The organism is Kumtagia ephedrae (assembly GCF_003012745.1).
Taxonomy (GTDB): Bacteria; Pseudomonadota; Alphaproteobacteria; order Rhizobiales; family Rhizobiaceae; genus Kumtagia; species Kumtagia ephedrae.
The window spans coordinates 109,245-126,566 of the sequence record NZ_PXYK01000019.1 but is presented as its reverse complement, the minus strand read 5'-3'; the positions used below and the strand labels follow the sequence as shown (position 1 = coordinate 126,566).

Sequence of the window (17,322 nt, the reverse complement as noted above, 5' to 3'; positions counted from 1 at the left end):
ACTTCCATGGCAAACCTCGAAGGAAAGACCGTTCTGCTGACGGCAGCCGCGCAGGGCATCGGCAAGGCGAGCGCGCTCGCTTTCGCGCGCGCCGGCGCCATGGTCCACGCGACCGACATCAACGAGACCGCGCTGGCCGGGCTGCGCGGGCAGGAGGGCATCGCGACACGCAAGCTCGACGTGCTCGACGAGGCGGCGGTGAACGCCGCGGTGGCCGAGATCGGCCGCGTCGACGTGCTGTTCAACTGCGCCGGCTTCGTCCATGCAGGCTCGATCCTGGAGATGAAGGACGGCGACCTCGAATTCGCCTGGGACCTCAACGTCAAGGCGATGGTGCGCACCATCCGCGCCGTGCTGCCGGGCATGCTGGAGCGCGGCGACGGCGCCATCGTCAACATGGCGTCCGTTGCCTCCAGCATGAAGGGCGTGCCCAACCGCTTCGCCTACGGCGTGACCAAGGCGGCGGTGATCGGGCTGACCAAGGCGGTGGCGGCCGACTATGTCGGCAAGGGCATACGCTGCAACGCCATCTGCCCCGGCACGGTCGAAAGCCCGTCGCTGCAGGACCGGCTGCGCGCCCAGGGCGACTACGACGCGGCCCGCGCCGCCTTCATCGCCCGCCAGCCGATCGGGCGCATGGGCACGCCGGAGGAAATCGCCGATCTCGCCGTCTATCTGGCCGGCGCCACCTACACGACCGGCCAGGCCTATGCCATAGACGGCGGCTGGACGATCTGAGAGCCGGCCGGAACTCGCGAAAACGGCTCGATTTCCGTCGTCTTTTCGCGAATTTTGCACCAGTTCTGAACCGAAAACCGGGAGACAATCGATGAAATTCATTCGTTTTGGAGAGGCAGGCCGCGAAAAGCCCGGCGTGATCGACGCCGACGGCAGCATCCGCGACCTGTCCGGCCATGTGCTCGACCTCGCCGGCAGCGAGCTCGACCCGGCCTCGCTCGCGGCGCTCGGCAAGATCGATCCGGCCTCGCTGCCGCTGGTCTCCGGCAATCCGCGCATCGGCCCCTGCGTCGCCGGCACCGGAAAATTCATCTGCATCGGCCTCAATTATTCCGACCATGCCGCCGAGACCGGCGCCACCGTGCCGCCGGAGCCGATCATCTTCATGAAGGCGACTTCGGCGATCGTCGGCCCCAACGACGATGTGCTGATCCCGCGCGGCTCTGAGAAGACCGACTGGGAGGTCGAACTCGGCGTCGTCATCGGCAAGACCGCCAAATACGTCAGCGAGGACGAGGCGCTCGACTACGTCGCCGGCTACTGCACGGCCCACGATGTCTCCGAACGCGCTTTCCAGACCGAGCGGCACGGCCAGTGGACCAAGGGCAAGAGCTGCGACACCTTCGGCCCGATCGGCCCGTGGCTGGTCACCAAGGACGAGGTGCCGGACCCGCAGAACCTGCCGATGTGGCTGACGGTCAACGGCCAGACCATGCAGAACGGCTCGACCAAAACCATGGTCTACGGGGTGAAGTATCTGGTCTCCTACCTCAGCCAGTTCATGAGCCTGCAGCCCGGCGACGTCATCTCGACCGGCACGCCGCCCGGCGTCGGCATGGGCCTGAAGCCGCCGCGCTATCTCAAGGCCGGCGACGTCGTCGAGCTCGGCATCGAGGGGCTCGGCACGCAGAAGCAGACTTTCGTTGCCGATGCATAAGGCAGTCGGCAATAGGCAATAGACAGCAGGCTACCGCCTGCTGCCGCCAATTCGTTCCTACTGCCTATCTGCCTATTGCCTACTGCCTGGAGTTCCCATGACCCGCATCATCGGCCTTCGCACCCACGATCTGCGCTTTCCGACCTCGCAAAGCCTGGACGGCTCGGATGCGATGAATCCCGATCCCGACTATTCGGCCGCCTATGTGGTGCTGGAGACGGATGGCCGGCTGGAGGGGCACGGGCTCACCTTCACCATCGGGCGCGGCAACGACATCTGCTGCCGCGCCATAGAGGCGATGCGGCACCTGGTGGTCGGCCTGGAGCTGGACTGGATCCGCGAGGACCCCGGCCGGTTCTGGCGGCATGTGACCGGCGACAGCCAGCTTCGCTGGATCGGCCCCGACAAGGGCGCCATGCATCTCGCCACCGGCGCGGTGGTCAACGCGGTGTGGGACCTGCTCGCCAGGCAGGCGGGCAAGCCGGTGTGGCGGCTGGTCGCCGAGATGAGCCCGGAGGAGATCGTCAGGATCGTCGACTTCCGCTATCTCACCGACGCGATCACGCCGGAGGAGGCGCTAGAACTCCTGCGCCGCGCCGAGCCGGGCAAGGCGGAGCGCATAGCCGTGCTCGAGCGCGAGGGTTATGCCTGCTACACCACCTCGGCCGGCTGGCTCGGCTATTCCGACGAAAAACTGCGGCGGCTGTGCCAGGAGGCCGTCGACGCCGGCTTCACGCATGTGAAGATGAAGGTGGGGCGCGATCTCGACGACGACATCCGCCGGCTGACCATCGCCCGCGAGGTGCTCGGCCCGGACCGCTTCATGATGATCGACGCCAACCAGGTGTGGGAGGTCGAGCAGGCGATCGACTGGGTGAACAGGCTCGCCTTCGCAAAACCCTATTTCATCGAGGAGCCGACCAGCCCCGACGACGTCGCCGGCCACAAGAAGATCCGCGAGGCGGTGGCGCCGGTGAAGGTGGCGACTGGCGAGATGTGCCAGAACCGCATCATCTTCAAGCAGATGATCGCCGGCGGCGCGATCGACGTGGTGCAGATCGACGCCTGCCGTATGGGCGGCCTCAACGAGGTGCTGTCGGTGCTCTTGATGGCGGCCAAATACGGCCTGCCGGTGTGGCCGCATGCCGGCGGCGTCGGCCTGTGCGAATATGTCCAGCACCTGTCGATGATCGACTTTGTCGCCGTGTCGGGCAGCAAGGACGGCCGCGTCATCGAATATGTCGACCATTTGCACGAGCATTTCGTCGAGCCCTGCGTGATCGACAACGCCGCCTACATGCCGCCGAAGCTGCCGGGCTTTTCCATCGAGATGAAGGCGGAGTCGATTGCCGCGTATGAGTTCAAGCCGAAGGCGGTTTGATCCCTCGGCTCAAGGGACGTCGCTCTTCGCCCAGCACCCCTCATTCATCCAAGCAGGGTTCAGGTTTGCACTTCCGCAATTGGCGGAAAGCGGAATGTCGGCTTTCCGATAAATTGTAGCACCTTGCGGACATCCGGCGCGGAGCTAAGATCGTGTTATGCGTGAGCCAACCTTCGAAATCGACGGATGGTCCCTTGAAGATGGGGAGACTTACCACGCCGCAGCACCAGAAACCTTTTGGATACCTTCAAGGCAAAAGCGAGAAAGCCTTCAGCCCGGAGACCTTGTCAAGCTGATCTTTCGGATCAGCGTTGACGACGCCGATGAGAGTATCGCGGTGGAGCGGATGTGGGTTCTCGTCAGAGAGCGCATAGTGGGCGGGTATCTTGGTATGCTCAACAATGAACCCAGCGCTATTGCCGCGAATGAAGAATTTTGGCTCGGTACGGAGCTGCCTTTCTCGGCAAAGCACGTAATCAATATCGAGGAGAAAGACGAGAACACGGTCGCACTCGCCCGTGAGGAGCCGCGTAGGCGTTGGCCAAAGCAGTAGCTTGCGGCGTCCATGCCGCCGAAGCTCCGGGCTTTTCCATCGAGATGAAGCCGGAGTCGATCCGGGCCCATGAGTTCGGGAAGGCGGGTTGAAGGCGCGTCCTTCGCGTCTCGCCCGTCAATCAAACCGGCAAGCAGCGACGAGCGGCGGTTCTTTGTATTCACGTTTGATTATCGGAAATGCGATACGACGTTTAGGCCGTCTGTCCGAGCGATCGGCTCGGCGTGGAATGCACCTTGAGACGCCACGACCATGCAGATCTCATCGCAGCTGATCCATATCCCGCACGCCATCGTCACCAAAACTTCGTACTCCGCTTTGGCGGCGGGGCTGACCATGTCGGCGACGGACAGGGACGAGCCGGTTATCAGACCCGGCGCGCCTGTCGACCCCAGCCAGACCGAATATGACGAATTTGGAGCTTTCGGCGCCGCGGCCGCGCCGGCGAACGAGCTCGGCGCCTCGAAGACCGTCGGCGAGAAGCCCGTGGATGTCCCGATGCAAGCCGGCAAGGCCAGCTACCAAGAGCTCTATGAGGAGTATCGCAACTTCATAGGCTCCGTGGTGGAGGCCGACCGCGCGGGCGGAGATTCGACGTTCAAGCGCGGCTTCGTGCCCGCCGGCATGACGCAAGAGGCCGCGATGGCGATGGGCGACTACGACTACATGTGGGCGCTCGAAGACGAGATGAAGGCGGCGTTGCGCCGGGATCCGGAGTGGCAGGCGCAGTCGCGGCTCGCGCAGCAGGAGGCGACTTACGGCGAGACGGGACGCACGACGTCGGACGCCCTCGAGCGCTTGCAGAAAGCGTTGCCCCATCTGAATACGGGCGTCATGCTCAACGCCGCCGACTACCTGTCGGAACGGCGCGCCGCCTTGTCCGGCGATGACGCCTTCCAGGTGAGCAGCGAGCGCAACGCGCTCGAGTTGAAGCGCCAGCTCAGCTACGTCAACGACATCATTCAGGGATTGAAGGATGTCGGCCGGGTGGAGGGCGACATCCTGAAAACGAACGATGACGGCAGCTATGAGCTTGGCGTCTTCTCGATCCATTTCAGGGATCGCCTCGTCCTCACCTCGACGGATGCAGCTTCGCTCGCGTAGCGTCCCTCAGATCAGCCTCGCCTTCGCCAGATCCCGCATCAGCCGGCTGGTGCCGTAGGTCCAGGGCGGGCATTCGGTCGACAGCTTTACCCGGTTGGTGAGCGCGCCGAGCGTCTCGGTGGAGATGGTGACGATGTCGCCGGTCTTGTGGGTGAAACCCTTGCCGGCCTCGCCGCGGTCCTTGGACGGCACGAACATGGTGCCGAGATAGAGCGCCATGCCGTCGGGATACTGGTGGTGCGTGCCCATGGCGGCGGCGACCAGTTCTTCCGGCGAGCGGCTGATCTCGGCCATCGAGCTGGAGCCTGCGAGCTCGAATCCGTCCTCGCCGGTCACCGACAGGCTGACCTTGGCCTGCTTCACGTCGGCCAGCGAAAAAGTGTCGTCGAACAGCCGGATGAAGGGGCCGAGCGCGGCCGAGGCGTTGTTGTCCTTGGCCTTGCCGAGCAGCAGCGCCGAACGGCCCTCGACGTCGCGCAGATTGACGTCGTTGCCGAGCGCGGCGCCGACGATGCGGCCCCTGCTCGAGGCGATGACGGCGATCTCCGGCTCCGGATTGTTCCAGGTCGAGATCGGGTGCAGGCCGACATCGGCGCCGAAGCCGACCGAGGCCAGCGGCTGGCATTTGGTAAAAATCTCGGCGTCGGGGCCGATGCCGACCTCCAGATATTGCGACCAGGCGCCGCGCGCGATCAGCTTCATCTTGCAGGCCATCGCCTCCGGCGAGCCGGGCTTCAGCTTGGACAGATCGTCGCCGATCAGCTCGGCGATGTCGGCGCGGATGCCCGCCGCCCGCTCCGGGTTGCCGCGCGCCTGCTCCTCGATGACGCGCTCCAGCAGGCTGACCACGAAGGTGACGCCGGACGCCTTGACCGCCTGCAGGTCGACGGGCGACAGCAGATGCGGCCGGCCGGCGTCGCGCTTCGCCTGAAAGCTGTTTTCTGCGATGGCCGCGAGCGTGCCGATCGGGCGGCCTTCCGCGCGGCCGACATAGCCGGCCGGATCGTCCATCTCGCAGATGTCGCGCACGGTCGGCGCCTCGCGCGAGGTGATGTCGACGACGGCGTCGCCGCGCACGGTGACGACGAGCGGATGGGCCGTGCCCGGCGCCGCCGCCCGGCCGACAAAGGCGCCCTCGTTGGGGAGTTGCAGCAGCTCGGTCATGGGTTCCTCCGTCAGGTGCTTCGGCCGTGTTGCGCGGCGCATACCCCAGTTCGGCCGCCAAGGCGAGGGCCTGGACGAGCAATCCATGCCGCGGCGTGACCGCGGCCGGCCGCCCAGCCGGGACGTTCGGAATGGAGCGGGAGCGGCGCACAGGCGGCGCGGGCGCCGCAGGCTTTCATGTCTGCTTCCCGGTCCTCTTCAGGGTCCCGCCCGGCGGGCTGTCGGCGGCGGCGAGGTTGAGAAAGGTCTCGCCATAGGCCGCATGGATTTGTTCCGTATCCGAAACGGTGATGTCGATGCGTGTATAGAAGGCCTGCGCGGCGCTGTTCTGGACGTCGACGGAAAGCCGCAGATACGAGCCGCCACGGTCGCGGATGATCGCCGCGACCCGTCGCAGCAGCTTCGCGCCGACGCCGAGCCCGCGAAACGCATCGTCGACGAAGAGATCCTGCACATAGGCGCCGGGCCGGCCCTGCCAGGTCGAGAAGCTGCGGAAGAACAGGCACATGCCGGCATAGGCGCCGTCCACCTCGGCGATGACGGCCTCGAAATGCGGATCGGGGCCGAAACCATAGTCGATCAGGTCGGCGACCGTGCAGCGCACCTTGTCCACCCCGTCCATGACACGGGCAATTCCGAGGACGGAGGAGTGGATCCGTTCCGCATCCGCAACGGTGGCCGGACGGATGAGGATTTTGGGAATGGGGTCTTCGGTTCTGGTCATCGCCGGCGCGCCCCAGCGCTGCCCCCTTCTGTCCTGAGCTTGCTGGACGGGCCAGGCACCTCCCCCACAAGCCGGGCAATCGCATATGAGTTCACCCCCACCCCTAACCCCTCCCCACAAGGGGGAGGGGGATCTTGCTGCGTCCGCGCCGGGCGCCAATCGTCGATGGTTTCGCGTGGCATGGCGGCCGCAAAGTCCCCCTCCCCCTTGTGGGGAGGGGTTAGGGGTGGGGGTACAACGCCGCGGAACCGCTGAGCATTTCCCACATGCGATGGTCCTGCTGCCTCAAGGGGGAGATGCCCGGCCCGTTCGACAAGCGCGGGACAGTGGTAGGTAACGTGGAGCGCCGACATCGTCAGCCTGCAAGCATCATCAGAACGCCACCTTGTCGCCGCCCTTGAGCGCCAGCATCGCCCGCGCCTCCTCAGGTGTCGCCACCTCCAGCGACAGGCCTTCCAGGATGGCGCGGATGCGCTTCACCTGGTCGGCGTTGGAGCGGGCGAGGCCGCGGCCGTCGTAAAGGCTGTCCTCGAGCCCGACGCGGACGTTGCCGCCCATCGCCGCCGCCATGGTGATCAGCGGCATCTGGGCGCGGCCGGCCGCCAGCACGGAGAAGCGGTAGTCGTCGCCGAACAGCTTGTCGGCGATCCGCTTCATATGGGCGAGATTTTCGGGATCGGTGCCGATGCCGCCGAGGATGCCCAGCACGAACTGGATGAAGAAGGGCGGCTCGACCAGGCCGCGATCGCGGAAGTGTGCAAGCGAATAGAGATGGCCGACGTCGTAGCACTCGAATTCGAAGCGCGTGCCGAAGCCTTTCCCCAGCCGCTCGAGAATGGTCTCGATGTCGGCAAAAGTGTTCTTGAAGATGGTGGAGCGGGTCGCTTCCAAAAGCGTCGGTTCCCACTCGTGCTGCCATTCGCGCGGGCGGTCGAGCATCGGGAACAGCGCGAAGTTCATCGAGCCCATGTTCAGCGAGCACATTTCCGGCTGGGCTTGCGTGGCGGCGGCGAGCCGCTCGTCCAGGCTCATCAGCGAGGAGCCGCCGGTCGAGATGTTGATGACCGCGTCGGTCGCCTGCTTGATGCGCGGCAGGAACTGCATGAACACGGCCGGGTCGGCGGTCGGCCGGCCGTCCCGCGGATCGCGGGCGTGCAGGTGCAGGATCGCCGCGCCGGCTTCCGCCGCGGCGATCGCCTCGGCCGCGATCTGGTCCGGCGTCACCGGCAGGTGGGGCGACATGGACGGCGTGTGCACCGAGCCGGTGACGGCGCAGGTGATGACGACTTTTCGGGCTTGCTTCGCCATGTTTCCCTCCTCAGCCGGTTACGGGCAGGTCGAGATCGCGGGCGACCGCCTCTATGGCGTCGCCGAGGATCGACACGATCTCGGCGATGTCGGCGCGCGTGACGATCAGCGGCGGCGCGACCATGGTGTAGTCGCCCTGCACGCCGCCCTTCACCCGCCTGGAATAGACGATCAGGCCGCGCTCATAGGCGGCGTCGAGCACCCGCTGGCCGATCTTCCAGTCCGCCGGCAGCGGCGCGAAGGTCTCGCGGTCGGCATATTCGATCGCCGTCAGCAGCCCTTTTCCGCGCACGTCTGCAATGAAGGGGAAGCGCGCGGCCAGGCCGCGCAGCCCGTCCATTAGCACCTCGCCCATGGCCGCCGCGTTGTCGATCAGCCCGAGGCGGTCCATCTCGCCGATGATCGCCAGCCCGGCGGCGCAGGCGAGCGGGTTGCCTGCATAGGTATGGCCGTGCTGGAAGCCGCCCATCTTCAGCACCGGCTCGACGATGCGCCGTGGCGCGGCGAGCGCGCCGAGCGGAACGTAGCCGGAGCCGATGCCCTTCGACAGCGAGACGATGTCTGGCCGGCAGTGCCAGTGGTCGCCGCCGAGCAGCTTTCCGGTGCGGCCGATGCCGCTCATTACCTCGTCATGGATGAGCAGGATGCCGTGGCGGTCGCAGATCTCGCGGATGCGCGGATAATAGCTGTCGGGCGCCACCAGCGCGCCGGTCGCCGCGCCGCCGATCGGCTCCATGATGAAGGCGAGAACGCTTTCCGGCCCCTCGGCGACAATCCGCTCCTCCAGCATGTCGGCGTAACGCAGTCCGCGTTCCTCCATCGAAAGATTGTCGCGGTCGCGATAGGCGGTCGGCGCGGGCACGGTCGGCATCATGCGGATCTGCCCGGCGAAGCTGTCGGTCAAAAACCCATCGCCGGTGACGGCGAGCGAGCCGTAGGTGCCGCCGTGATAGGAGGGCATGCGGGCGATCACCTTCCAGCGGCCGCCCTGGCCGGTGGCGACCGCCCATTGCCTTGCCAGTTTTATGCAGCTTTCCACCGCCTCCGAGCCGCCGGAGACGAAGAAGATGCGGTCGAGCCCGGCCGGCAGCCGCTCGGCCAGGGTGGTGGCCAGTTGCTCCGCCGGCTCGTTCTCGAAATGCAGGCGGTAGGCGAAGGTGGTCTTCTCCATCTGCCGCCGCATCGCTTCCAGCACCGCGGGATTGCCGTAGCCGAGATTGACCGCCACCGGCCCGCTGGAGCCGTCGATGAAGCGGCGCCCGTCCCGTGTCCAGACATGGATGCCCTCGGCGCGGTCCACCACTGGCCGGTGCAGGCTGGCCAGGTAGAAGAGGTTGGAGGGGCGAAAGGTGATGGCTTCCTCGCGCGGGCTGATGCTCATGAACTGCGGACCTGCTTTCGATGACCCCGGTAAGCCCCCTCTCCGCCTCGCTTCGCTCGGCACCGCTCCCCCGCATGGCGGGGGCGAGGAACCGCCGCCGGAAGGCCGGTGCTCGTCCAGCTTGGGTACCTCGCCCCCACGAAGTGGGGGCGAGGTACCGAGCGAAGCGAGGCGGAGAGGGAGTTAACCGGGGCTCTCCTTGGCCAAGCTATTTCAAAGCCCTTGCTTCTGTCACTGATCGTTATTTCCCCAAATACCGGTCCAGCACGTTGCGGGTCACCTTCTCCACCATCGCATCGCTGCGCAGCAGGCCGGCGACCCACTCGCAGCTTCCGGCGTGGAACACCTCGCCATTGCCTTTGGAGAAGTTGACGATCATGCCGTTGCCGCGCTTGACCTTGTCGATGGTCTCGGGCGTCGCCTCGCCGTGCAGCGTCTCGGCGGTGAAGACCGCGTCCTCGTCGTTCAGCCAGCCGGGCGCCACGCCGGGGCTTTCCTCGACCAGGGAGGCCATGCCCATGGCGAGGATCTGCACGCCGTTGGGCGGCGAGCCGATACCGGTCGGCTCGGGCAGGCCGTTGCGCACGATGCAGTCCAGCCCGTCGACCTCGTAGCCGTAGATGTGGCTCTCGGCGCCGAGCACGTCGCCGTAGTAGAGCCCGGTGCCGGAAAAAGCCCAGTGCTCCGGGCGGTAGACGGGGAAGCCGCGCACGCCGCGCGGCAGGCAGCCGCCCCAGCCGGCATAGACGCCGGCGGTCGCGTTGAGGCCGAAGGTGAGCGCGCCGGGCCGGCCGACCTCCGGCGCTTCCCAGGCATTGGTGGTGCGGCTGGTGTCGGCGCCGCGACCGACCGGGTCCTCCTTGCGCGCCCGGTATTTGTAGCAGACCTGTCTATGCCCCTCGTCCTCCAGCCGCGTCTGCCAGAGGAAGTTGCCGGCGAAGCGCGCTGCCCGCCCACCCCGCTCGACGAAGGCGTCAACCGCGTCGCGCATCTCCCAGGTCCAGTATTCGTCATGGCCGACGAACACGGCGCAGTCGTAGCCGTCGAGGATTTCGGGCGAAAAGTGCAACTCGTGCTGGGTGGCGAGATCGACGGCGTAGCCTTGACGCTCGGCCCATCGGAAGAAAAGCCCGTCATAGCTCGCCCAGCCGGCCGAGGCATATTTCTTCGAATGCCCGGTGGCGAACGCCCATTCCATGTGCGGATAACGCGGCTCGGCCAGCGGCGGCACGATCGCCTCGACGGGCACCCGCGGCGCGCCTTCAGGCAGCACGACGAAACCCCGGCACCATGGGCGCTGCGTGCTCACATGGGTCGCGAACTGGTTGCGCGCAGGCCCGGTGATGCCCTGGTAGTGGTTGGAGCCGCCCCATGTGTTGTAGGCCGTCCACGAGCCGGTCGCCGCGATCTGCAGGATGCGTCCAGGCCTGCGGCCGAGGGGCGGACGGACGATGAAGAGATGATGCGAGGCGATGGGCCGGCCGTCCCGCCCTTCGGCCGTCAAGGTCAGCCGGTAGGCACCGGACGGCCAGCTCTCGTCGATCGTCACTTCCAAGGCCGCGCTCCAGCCGCAGCCCTCGACCGAGCACTGGTCGGGCGTGTCCTGCCAGGACGCCGCGATGCCGCGCCGCTCGAACACCTTCACCAGCCCGGCGCCGTCGCGGGCGACTTCCAGGTCGAAGCGCGGCGCGGTCGCGCTGACGAACAGGACGGCGGTCTCGCCCGGCGCATAGGAAAACCGGTCGGAATAGCACCAGATCTCGCCGCGCCCGCCGTCCATGCCCGGATATTCGTAATAGTGGCCGTACACCGCCTCGCGGCGCTGCTCGGGGGTGAGGCCGAAATCGGGATAGTCGGTCGGCAGGCTGGGCATGGCGGCTCTTCTCGGATTGGCCGGCAGAATGGGCAGACCTTGGTCCGCCGATCAAGAGCGAGGTGAATGGTGCTGGCTCGCCCGTGAGGCCGCGACCGCTCCATGCCTCGCTCCGGCTGTCGCCGGGCGATGTAGAAAAAATTCCAAAATTGACAAACCGCATCAGTCTTGTAACTTCTTCATCAACGGCACGGAGATGCAGGGAGGAGCGGTGTCGATCCGCGAAGAACTGGCGCATACGCAATTGGCCCTGACCGCGGCGGAGCAGAAGATCGTGCAGGTGCTGCTGGCCGACTACCCGATGTCGGGCCTGGGCACGGCGACGCGGCTCGCCCGCCAGGCCGGCGTCAGCGATCCGACCGTCATGCGCCTGATGATCAAGCTCGGCTACGGAAAATTCTCGGATTTCCAGTCGAAGCTGCTGGAGGAGGTCGAGTCGCGGCTGCATTCGCCGCTGCTGATGATGGAGGCGAAGCGGCCGGCCAATGCCAGCGAGGGCACGGCGCTGGGCTATTACAATTCCGTCGCCGGAAGCCTCGAGCGCACGCGCACCCAGACACCCTCGCAGGCCTATACCCGCGCGGTCTCGATGATCCTCGAGGCCAAGGGACAGGTGGTGCTGCTGGGCGGCCGCTTCAGCCGGCATGTCGCCTCGATGCTGGCCGGCTACCTCGTGCAGATGCGCAGCGGCGTCCGCGACATGGAGAAACTGTCGCCGGCGGATTTCGACATGCTGCTCGACCTGGGCAAGCGCGATCTTCTGGTGGTGTTCGACTACCGCCGCTACCAGGCGGACGTGGTCGGCTTTGCCCGGCAGGCGCATGAGCGCGGCGTCGGCATCCTCTTGTTCACCGATCCATGGCTGTCGCCTATCGCCGAATTCGCCGACCAGACCATGGTTGCAGCGATCGACGCCGATTCGCCCTTCGACACCTCGGCTTCCTGCGTGGCGCAGATCGAGGCGGTGGTGGCGCATGCGCTCGGCCTGCACGGCGCCTCGATTCGCCGCCGCATCGAGGACATCGAGACGATCCGCAGCGCCAATGCCGTGACGCTCGACGGCGGCGAGGATACGGAGCGCGGCAAAAGCCCCGGCGACCGCATCGCGACGGCGACCAGTCCGTGACGTCCGGCGGTTTCATGATCCCCGCAGCCCCGCGCCGCCAGCCGTTGCCGGGCGAACCCACACGCTAACCGGCCGCTGAGGCCTCGATCCGAAAGATACCCATGTCCGACACCGAAGCCACCATCAAGGCGCTGCAGGATTTCATCGAGAAGGACCGCGACTTCGTCGTCAATCTGACGCGCGACCTCGTCCGCATCCCGTCGGTCAATCCGAAATTCGAAACGGCGGATGGGCTGAACCGCGAGGGCGACGTGCAGGCACTGCTGGAGCCGATCCTCAAGGACGAGGGTTTTGCCACGGAAAAATTCGACGCGCTGCCAGGCCGGCCGAACCTGATCGGCGAGAAGCCCGGCACGGAGGAGAAAAGTCTGATCCTGTGCGGGCACATCGACGTGGTGCCGACCGGCGCGCTGAAGGACTGGACGGTCGACCCCTTCGGCGGCGAGATCCGCGACGGAAGACTGTATGGGCGCGGTTCGATCGACATGAAGGGCGGCGTGGCGGCCTGCGTGGCAGCCATGCGCGCCGTCAACCGCGCCGGTATAAGATTGGACGGGCGGCTCGCCTTCCACTCGGTGGTGGACGAGGAGGCGGGCGGCGGCGGCGCCATCGACAACGTCCGGCGCGGCAAGCTCGCCAAGGCGGTCCTGGTGGCCGAGCCGAGCTGGGGCGACGTGTTTCCCGCCGAAGGCGGTCTGGAATGGGCGCGCGTCACCATCCGCGGCCGCAACGGCCATTCGGCCTTCCGCTTCAACGAGATCTATCCGCAGCAGCACACGGCGGATCGGCTGGTACCGGCGGTGAACGCCATCGACATCGCCGCGCGCTTCATCGAGGCTGTTCACCTGTTCGAGCAGAACCGCGTGCGCGCCCGCTCGCATCCGCTGCTGCCGGCCGGCATGAACACCATCAACATCGGCGTCATGTGGGGCGGCACCGGGATCGGCGAGAACGGCCTGCCGACGGTGATGACCAACCCGGCGATCATCCCCGACGCGGCGGTGCTGGACCTCGACATGAAGTTTTTGCCGGACGAGACCTCGAAGCAGTACCGCAAGGATTTCGAGGAATTCGTCGCCAGCTTCTGCGCCATGGACGACTGGCTGAGGAAGAACCCGATAAAAATCGACTGGGATTTGGGCGGCCTGCATTTCCCGCCGATGAACACCGCGCCCGACCACCCGCTGGTCGTCTCGCTGATGAAGCGGGCGGCGGCCGCCGGCAAGGCGCCGACGATGAAGGGTTTCATCGCCGTCTGCGACGCGGCGCATTACGCCGGCGCCGGTGTCGACGGCGTGATCTACGGCCCCGCCGGCGACGGGTTCCATTCGACCGACGAATATGTCGACATCGAGTCGCTGGTGAGGAGCGCAAAGGTCATCGCGGCCAGCGTGATCGACTGGTGCGGGGTGAGGTAGACGCTGCGGCAAGTGCCGGGGACAGTTTACTTTTTTCTGCAGACAAGCAGTGCCGCTTCACGGTTCGCGCTGGCGGAAAAAAGTAAACTGTCCCCTGAGTTTTCCCGCCGAAGGAGGCACAAATGAGCTCATCTCCCCTCGACAACAGCCTCGTCGAAGAGGCGACAAGGTGGCGGCGGCATCTGCATGCCCATCCCGAGACGGCCTTCGACGAGCATCGCACCGCCGACTTCGTCGCCTCAAAGCTTGAGGAATTTGGCATCGAGGTGCATCGCGGGCTCGGCGGGACGGGCGTGGTCGGCACGCTGAAGCGGGGCACCAGTCCGGTCGCAGTCGGCCTGCGCGCCGACATGGACGCGCTGTTCATCCAGGAGGAGAACGCGGTCGACCATCGCTCGACCGTGGACGGCAAGATGCACGCCTGCGGCCATGACGGCCACATGGCGATGCTGCTCGGCGCGGCAAAACACCTTGCCAGGAACGGCGATTTCGATGGCACGGTGCACTTCATCTTCCAGCCGGCGGAGGAGACGGGCGACGAGCGCTGCGGCGGCAATCTCATGGTCAAGGACGGCCTGTTCGAAAAGTTTCCGGTGCAGGCGGTGTTCGGGCTGCACAATCTGCCGTCGGCGCCGCTCGGCAGCTTCATGATGCGTCCCGGCCCGATGCTGGCGTCGATCGACACGTTCGAGGTCCGCATCGGCAGCGCGCTCGCCCATCCGGCCACCCAGTATGCGGTGGCGGACCCGCTGCTGATCGCCGCCGGCATCGTGCAGGACATGCATGCCTTCAAGGCGCGCTACGTCAACCCGGCCGAGCCGGTGGTGCTGTCGATCACCCAATTCCAGAGCGGCAACCCGGCCGACCGGCAGAGCGTGCATGTGACACCGGACAGGGCGGTCGTTCGCGGCACCGTCTATACGCTGAACGACGCGGTGCGCGACCAGTTCGAGACCGGGCTGGAACGGCTGGTGCGCAACGCTGCCGAAGCCGGCGGCGCCAGGCACGAATTTTTGTTCGAGCGCGGCTATCCGGTGCTGCGCAACACGGCCGACGAAACCGAGTTCGCCGCTTCAGTTGCCCAGGAGGTTTCTGCGGCCGTGAATGCGGCGATGCAGCCGGTCATGGGCGCCGAGGATTTCGCCTTCATGCTCGGCGCGGCTCCAGGATGCTATGTTTTCCTTGGTTCCCGCAATGAACGAGAAGCGGCGCCGCGCCAGCTTCATAACCCGCGCTACGATTTCAACGACGAGGTCCTGCCGGTGGGCATCCGCTACTGGGCGACGCTCGCGGAGCGCTATCTGACCGAGGCCGGGTCTAGCGGTCGGCAATGATCTGCTGAGGCACAAGCGACGGAAATATGAATGGGCCGCCGCCACGAGTTCGAGCCTGCGCGTCACCCCTCACTGTCCTGCCGGACATCTCTCCCCGCTTGCGGCAGGCCAATCGCATATGGGATTTCAGGAACTGCCGCTCGGCCCCGTACCCCCACCCCTAGCCCCTCCCCACAAGGGGGAGGGGGACTTTGCGGCCGCTATGCAACGCATAGCCATCGACGATTAGTGCTCGGCGGAGACGCCAGCCGGTCCCCTCCCCCCTGTGTGGAGGGGTTAGAGGTGGGGGTAATCTCATATGCGATCGTCCTGCCGCTTGCGGGGAGAGATGGCAGGACAGTGAGGGGCAGCGCGGAGGTCAGGAAGGTGGAGACCAACGCCGCGAAAACACGCCCGTTGCGCTCTTCAGCATGCCGAAAATGCCGCCGGGATAGGCGAGCATGACGACGAGGATGAGCACGGCGGTGATCATCGGCCGCCAGGCGCCGAAATCGGCCATTGCCTCGGAAAACACCGTCAGCACGAAGGCGGCGATGATCGCTCCGTAGATGGTGCCGGTGCCGCCGAGCAGCACCATCGACAGGATGATGGTGGCGAGGCTCATGCCGAACACTTCCACCGAGGCGTTGCGCTGGTAGGCGGCATAGAAGGCGCCGGCGACGCCGGTGAAGAAGGCGCTGGCCGCCAGCGTGATCAGCCGCTGCCTGACCAGCGAGATGCCGCGGCTGACCGCATATTCCTCGTTGTCGCGCAGCGCCACGATGCTGATGCCGGCACGCGAGCGCACGAAGGCGCGCAGGAAGACGGTGGAGAGCACGAGCAGGCCGAGCGCGATGTAGAAATAGGCGAATTTTGCGTCGCGCACCATGTTGTGGTCGAAGACGTAGAGCGTGGGGATGCGCACCAGCCCTTGCGTGCCGCCGGTATATTCGGACTGGCTGATGATGACCTGCATGACCAGTTGGGCGAAGCCGAAGGTGACCAGGATGATGTAGATGCCCTTCAGCCTGAGGATGGGGATGGTGACGGCGACCGCCGCGACGACGGCGGACACGCCGCCCGCCGCCATGGCGATCCACGGATCCATGCCGGCGAGCTTCGTCAGCAGGCTGTAGGCGTAGACGCCGATGCCGAACAGCGCGATGTGGCCGAAGTTGAAGACGCCGCCATAGCCGAGGCTGAGATCCCAGTTGGAGGCGACGACGGCGTAGATGAACACCATGATCAGCACGTGGCGGCTGTAGCTGTCGGTGAAGACGAAGGGCAGCAGCGCCAGCACGGCGAAGCCGACGAGCATCGCCACCGCCTCGCGCCGCCACGGCAGACGGCCGGGGCCGACGGGCGCCGCGCCGGCCGGCGCGCGCCGGTCCTGCGCGTCGGTAAGCTCGGCGGCGCTCATGCGAGCCCCCGGCTGCGCCCGCTGGTGAACAGGCCCTCGGGCTTGACCATCAAGGTCAGGATCAGCGCGGCGAAGAGCAGTGCCGGCGTCCAGTAGAGGCCGAAGTAATAGCTGCATATCGCCTCGAAGAAGCCGATCACGTAGGCCGCGAAGATCGGCCCGGAAATGCTGGAGATGCCGCCGAAGACGACGACGATGAGGGCTTTCAGCAGCGGGTCGGCGCCCATCACCGGGGTCATGAAGCGGTAGCCGCCGAGGAAGATGCCGGCGAGCGCGGCAAGCGCCGCGGCGATGCCGAAGGCGAGCGCGTAGAGCATGGTGACGTTGAGGCCGACGAGCCGGCTGGCGTCCTCGTTCTGCGCCACCGCCCGCAGCGCCAGGCCGAGACGCGTGCGGGTGAGGAAGAACCACAGGGCGGCGAGGATGATCGGGGTGATGACGATGATGGCGATCTGGTGCAGCGACACGCCGATGCCGCCGAGCGCGATGTTACCTTCCAAGAGCGGCGGGACCTGTTTCGAGCGCGGCCCCCAGACGACCAGCGCGCCGTTCTCGATCAGCGAGCCGGCGGCGAGCGTGGTGATGACGACCACCAGCACCAGGTTGGCGCGGCCGATCAGCGGCCGCACCACGGTCGCCTGCAGCAGCCAGCCGGCGCCGGCCATGACGGCGACGGCGAGCGGGAAGGCGACGTAGGCGGGAAGCCCCCAGGCGACGAACTGCCAGGCGAGATAGGCGCCGAGCATCATGAAGACGCCGTGGCTGAAGTTGAAGACGCCGATGGTCGTCCACACCAGCGCCAGGCCGACCGCCATCATGGCGTAGAGCGAGCCCTGGAACAGGCCGCCGAAAAGGATGTCCGCCGCGGTGTTCATGGGCTCG

15 protein-coding genes are annotated in these 17,322 nt (G+C 66.4%); 8 read left to right on the top strand and 7 right to left on the bottom strand.

All coding sequences use genetic code 11. The annotated features are described in order from the left end of the window. Positions 1-6 precede the first annotated feature (6 nt). The 5 genes from C7I84_RS19395 to C7I84_RS19375 all read left to right on the top strand — a co-directional run bounded on the left by C7I84_RS19395 (position 7) and on the right by C7I84_RS19375 (position 4,713). Positions 7-738 (top strand): SDR family oxidoreductase, encoded by a 732-nt coding sequence (locus C7I84_RS19395; RefSeq protein WP_106773866.1) that lies wholly within the window; start codon positions 7-9, stop codon positions 736-738. Positions 739-829: 91 nt separating this feature from the next. Beyond that, positions 830-1,675 carry a fumarylacetoacetate hydrolase family protein gene (locus C7I84_RS19390; RefSeq protein ID WP_106773865.1) on the top strand — a complete coding sequence of 282 codons (846 nt, stop codon included), beginning with the start codon at positions 830-832 and terminating at the stop codon, positions 1,673-1,675. A 97-nt stretch (positions 1,676-1,772) separates the two neighbouring features. After that, positions 1,773-3,056 carry an L-fuconate dehydratase gene (locus tag C7I84_RS19385; RefSeq protein ID WP_106773864.1) on the top strand — a complete coding sequence of 428 codons (1,284 nt, stop codon included), beginning with the start codon at positions 1,773-1,775 and terminating at the stop codon, positions 3,054-3,056. Positions 3,057-3,213: 157 nt separating this feature from the next. Continuing rightward, positions 3,214-3,609 carry a DUF2314 domain-containing protein gene (locus tag C7I84_RS19380; protein ID WP_106773863.1) on the top strand — a complete coding sequence of 132 codons (396 nt, stop codon included), beginning with the start codon at positions 3,214-3,216 and terminating at the stop codon, positions 3,607-3,609. Positions 3,610-3,945: 336 nt separating this feature from the next. Then, positions 3,946-4,713 (top strand): hypothetical protein, encoded by a 768-nt coding sequence (locus C7I84_RS19375; RefSeq protein WP_133170122.1) that lies wholly within the window; start codon positions 3,946-3,948, stop codon positions 4,711-4,713. A 6-nt stretch (positions 4,714-4,719) separates the two neighbouring features. On the opposite strand, the gene C7I84_RS19370 is transcribed toward C7I84_RS19375, so the two are convergent. The 5 genes from C7I84_RS19370 to C7I84_RS19350 all read right to left on the bottom strand — a co-directional run bounded on the left by C7I84_RS19370 (position 4,720) and on the right by C7I84_RS19350 (position 11,163). After that, complete coding sequence (locus tag C7I84_RS19370; protein ID WP_106773861.1) at positions 4,720-5,877, bottom strand: fumarylacetoacetate hydrolase family protein; 1,158 nt, start codon at positions 5,875-5,877, stop codon at positions 4,720-4,722. A 175-nt stretch (positions 5,878-6,052) separates the two neighbouring features. Continuing rightward, positions 6,053-6,601, bottom strand: coding sequence for a GNAT family N-acetyltransferase (locus C7I84_RS19365; protein WP_106773860.1), 549 nt, complete (start codon positions 6,599-6,601; stop codon positions 6,053-6,055). 372 nt (positions 6,602-6,973) lie between these two features. After that, on the bottom strand, positions 6,974-7,909 hold the full coding sequence (kce, locus tag C7I84_RS19360; RefSeq protein ID WP_106773859.1) for a 3,5-dioxohexanoate:acetyl-CoA acetone transferase: 936 nt from the start codon (positions 7,907-7,909) through the stop codon (positions 6,974-6,976). Positions 7,910-7,919: 10 nt separating this feature from the next. After that, positions 7,920-9,290 carry an aminotransferase family protein gene (locus C7I84_RS19355; protein ID WP_106773858.1) on the bottom strand — a complete coding sequence of 457 codons (1,371 nt, stop codon included), beginning with the start codon at positions 9,288-9,290 and terminating at the stop codon, positions 7,920-7,922. Between the two features lie 241 nt (positions 9,291-9,531). Beyond that, complete coding sequence (locus tag C7I84_RS19350; RefSeq protein WP_106773857.1) at positions 9,532-11,163, bottom strand: N,N-dimethylformamidase beta subunit family domain-containing protein; 1,632 nt, start codon at positions 11,161-11,163, stop codon at positions 9,532-9,534. Between the two features lie 211 nt (positions 11,164-11,374). Between C7I84_RS19350 and C7I84_RS19345 the strand changes: the two genes are divergently transcribed. The 3 genes from C7I84_RS19345 (at position 11,375) to C7I84_RS19335 (ending at position 15,041) form a co-directional block, all read left to right on the top strand. Beyond that, positions 11,375-12,289, top strand: coding sequence for a MurR/RpiR family transcriptional regulator (locus C7I84_RS19345; RefSeq protein ID WP_106773856.1), 915 nt, complete (start codon positions 11,375-11,377; stop codon positions 12,287-12,289). 101 nt (positions 12,290-12,390) lie between these two features. Further along, the gene (locus C7I84_RS19340) at positions 12,391-13,707 is read left to right on the top strand and encodes a M20 family metallopeptidase (protein WP_106773855.1); all 1,317 of its coding nucleotides are present in this window, start codon (positions 12,391-12,393) and stop codon (positions 13,705-13,707) included. Positions 13,708-13,829: 122 nt separating this feature from the next. Then, a complete protein-coding gene (locus C7I84_RS19335) occupies positions 13,830-15,041 on the top strand; it encodes an amidohydrolase (RefSeq protein ID WP_106773854.1) in 1,212 nt (403 codons plus the stop codon). Between the two features lie 358 nt (positions 15,042-15,399). On the opposite strand, the gene C7I84_RS19330 is transcribed toward C7I84_RS19335, so the two are convergent. Beyond that, positions 15,400-16,440 (bottom strand): branched-chain amino acid ABC transporter permease, encoded by a 1,041-nt coding sequence (locus C7I84_RS19330; RefSeq protein WP_106773853.1) that lies wholly within the window; start codon positions 16,438-16,440, stop codon positions 15,400-15,402. Beyond that, the gene (locus tag C7I84_RS19325) at positions 16,437-17,315 is read right to left on the bottom strand and encodes a branched-chain amino acid ABC transporter permease (RefSeq protein ID WP_106773852.1); all 879 of its coding nucleotides are present in this window, start codon (positions 17,313-17,315) and stop codon (positions 16,437-16,439) included. Before C7I84_RS19325 ends, C7I84_RS19330 begins: the two co-directional genes overlap by 4 nt. Positions 17,316-17,322 lie beyond the last annotated feature (7 nt).

Bases quoted from the DNA above. Each gene is read 5' to 3' on its own strand.
- C7I84_RS19395 (WP_106773866.1), top strand. From the start codon at position 7: ATGGCAAACCTCGAAGGAAAGACCGTTCTGCTGACGGCAGCCGCGCAG.
- C7I84_RS19390 (WP_106773865.1), top strand. From the start codon at position 830: ATGAAATTCATTCGTTTTGGAGAGGCAGGCCGCGAAAAGCCCGGCGTG.
- C7I84_RS19385 (WP_106773864.1), top strand. From the start codon at position 1,773: ATGACCCGCATCATCGGCCTTCGCACCCACGATCTGCGCTTTCCGACC.
- C7I84_RS19380 (WP_106773863.1), top strand. From the start codon at position 3,214: ATGCGTGAGCCAACCTTCGAAATCGACGGATGGTCCCTTGAAGATGGG.
- C7I84_RS19375 (WP_133170122.1), top strand. From the start codon at position 3,946: ATGTCGGCGACGGACAGGGACGAGCCGGTTATCAGACCCGGCGCGCCT.
- C7I84_RS19370 (WP_106773861.1), bottom strand. From the start codon at position 5,877: ATGACCGAGCTGCTGCAACTCCCCAACGAGGGCGCCTTTGTCGGCCGG.
- C7I84_RS19365 (WP_106773860.1), bottom strand. From the start codon at position 6,601: ATGACCAGAACCGAAGACCCCATTCCCAAAATCCTCATCCGTCCGGCC.
- kce (WP_106773859.1), bottom strand. From the start codon at position 7,909: ATGGCGAAGCAAGCCCGAAAAGTCGTCATCACCTGCGCCGTCACCGGC.
- C7I84_RS19355 (WP_106773858.1), bottom strand. From the start codon at position 9,290: ATGAGCATCAGCCCGCGCGAGGAAGCCATCACCTTTCGCCCCTCCAAC.
- C7I84_RS19350 (WP_106773857.1), bottom strand. From the start codon at position 11,163: ATGCCCAGCCTGCCGACCGACTATCCCGATTTCGGCCTCACCCCCGAG.
- C7I84_RS19340 (WP_106773855.1), top strand. From the start codon at position 12,391: ATGTCCGACACCGAAGCCACCATCAAGGCGCTGCAGGATTTCATCGAG.
- C7I84_RS19335 (WP_106773854.1), top strand. From the start codon at position 13,830: ATGAGCTCATCTCCCCTCGACAACAGCCTCGTCGAAGAGGCGACAAGG.
- C7I84_RS19330 (WP_106773853.1), bottom strand. From the start codon at position 16,440: ATGAGCGCCGCCGAGCTTACCGACGCGCAGGACCGGCGCGCGCCGGCC.
- C7I84_RS19325 (WP_106773852.1), bottom strand. From the start codon at position 17,315: ATGAACACCGCGGCGGACATCCTTTTCGGCGGCCTGTTCCAGGGCTCG.